Genomic DNA, 1113 nt, shown 5'->3' with positions numbered 1-1113 from the left:
CCGCTTGCGCTCACTTCGTGCCAGCGGCGACTTCGAGGACTACATGGCCTTTCACCATCGCCAAGAGCGCCAGCGCAACTATGTGTCGCCACCGCAGAACGATGACATCAAGTTGGCTGCGTGATCGCCGAGAATCCGTGGCTCAAAAGAGCCGCACCCATCCGAGTAGTAGCTCAACCCCTGGACGTCGGCAACGGTGACCAGAAACAGATAGAGCGCTGCCGCCGGGGGGTTACAGCGATCGAGGTAGCGCTCGCGCACCAGGCGGTGGTCGACCCAACTGAACTGGGTTGGTATCTGCCTGATCCGTTCCGGACAAAGCACTCGTTTGATCGTCATCACCTATCCTCCCAGCCAAGATATCGTGCCCCAGTTTTACCAGTCGCCGGGTGTTCCTGGCAATGTCATCCTGTAACGCACTGCCGGTAAATTGGGCAATAAAGCCAATCAAAACAGCCGGTTGATCACGCCAAACATCTTGTAACGCACTTTCCGGCACATCTGGCGATTGATCAACGATTTCAACTGCTTGAGAGGGGCAGACATCTTGTAACGCAAGCACCACCGGCGCTCCCACCACGATTTCCAGTCGCGCTCGCCGCCAGTACCCCGGGTGCGCCGCCCGCCACGCCTGTACCCGCGCGACATTCTCAGGTCCGCGGAAGTAGTCCTGGTTCTCCGACTTGGCTAGCCAGATGCGCCGACTCGCCGCCTGGCTGGCCTTTCGACAAGGCGCCTTGAAACAGTATTTTTGGTGCGCCGCATTGCGGGCATCGGCCTCGAAGATCTCTCCGCAAAACAGACAGTTGTGTGCCTTCTGGTGTGCCATGGCTCACCCTCCTTGCACCGAATCATGCAATGCCCCCGCGCGCCGCGACGCGCCATACGGGCACTATCGGGAAGCCAGGAAAGCGAAGAAGGAAGAAGACCGAAAAGCGCGGAAGAAGACTCAGAAAATCATTGAAATGAAACCCGTTGAAGAAAATCGAGGAAGAAAAAACACGACTTTCAAACCGCCAGGTTTAGGGGACTTTCAGAACGCCGCTGACAGCTCGTCGAGTTCGGACAGAAACTCGCTGCGGCAGGTCCGGTGCCAGCGCTCCAACTTCCCCT

1 protein-coding gene is annotated in these 1113 nt (G+C 57.9%); it reads right to left on the bottom strand.

Annotated features, from left to right (window positions below):
- Window positions 1-232: 232 nt before the first annotated feature.
- On the bottom strand, window positions 233-829 hold the full coding sequence (locus ACCAA_RS04465; RefSeq protein WP_186406046.1) for a hypothetical protein: 597 nt from the start codon (window positions 827-829) through the stop codon (window positions 233-235).
- Window positions 830-1113: the final 284 nt, after the last annotated feature.

The organism is Candidatus Accumulibacter aalborgensis (genome assembly GCF_900089955.1).
Lineage (GTDB): Bacteria > Pseudomonadota > Gammaproteobacteria > Burkholderiales > Rhodocyclaceae > Accumulibacter > Accumulibacter aalborgensis.
The sequence above is the reverse complement of the archived record's forward strand: the minus strand, read 5'-3'. Positions and strand labels throughout refer to the sequence as shown.

What these genes read in the sequence shown, in the direction of transcription:
- ACCAA_RS04465 (WP_186406046.1), bottom strand. Translation starts at nt 829, where the DNA reads ATGGCACACCAGAAGGCACACAACTGTCTGTTTTGCGGAGAGATCTTC.